1 protein-coding gene is annotated in these 732 nt (G+C 34.3%); it reads right to left on the bottom strand.

Translation table 11 applies throughout. The features are described 5' to 3' along the window. Positions 1-437 precede the first annotated feature (437 nt). On the bottom strand, positions 438-732 hold a 295-nt coding region (locus tag FZ940_RS09510), incomplete at its 5' end, for a hypothetical protein (RefSeq protein WP_187422173.1).

The following is a 732-nucleotide window of genomic DNA, read 5'->3' as shown; positions in this document are numbered from 1 at the left end:
ACCATATCGTCTTTAACTTCTACGGTAACGGTACCGCTAGTAAAAGTCGTATAAGTGCCGTCACTAGCTCCTTTACTCCATCCGCCACCAGAAAGATTAAGTCTATCTCCATCATCGCCGTCTATTTTTAGTATATTATTATCGCTACCACGTAGTATATTTTGAATATCATTTGCAGTTAGGTTGAGCGTAGCATTATCGTTGATTATATTTCCATTTTCATCGGCATGACCACCTAGCTGAATCTTTTCAATACCACTAACCTTACTAAAATTATTTGTTTATCATCCAGACTTACTGATTAAATAACTAAAATTTTGTAGATTTGATGCTAGTTAAAAAAATAAACAATTATAAAAATTTAATGATAGAAAAGAGATACCCCAATGGATAAACCTTGGGGTATTTAAAAATTAGCTCACTAAACAAAACGTTGTTTAGTATATTACGTTATTTACCATATCGTCTTTAACTTCTACGGTAACGGTACCGCTAGTAAAAGTCGTATAAGTGCCGTCACTAGCTCCTTTACTCCATCCGCCACCAGAAAGATTAAGTCTATCTCCATCATCGCCGTCTATTTTTAGTATATTATTATCGCTACCACGTAGTATATTTTGAATATCATTTGCAGTTAGGTTGAGCGTAGCATTATCGTTGATTATATTTCCATTTTCATCGGCATGACCACCTAGCTGAATCTTTTCAATACCACTAACCTTACTAAAATTA

It is taken from the genome of Campylobacter concisus (assembly GCF_902460415.1).
GTDB classification, from domain to species: Bacteria; Campylobacterota; Campylobacteria; order Campylobacterales; family Campylobacteraceae; genus Campylobacter_A; species Campylobacter_A concisus_Y.
Note: the sequence above shows the minus strand (reverse complement) of the source record. Positions and strands in the feature narration are given on the sequence as shown.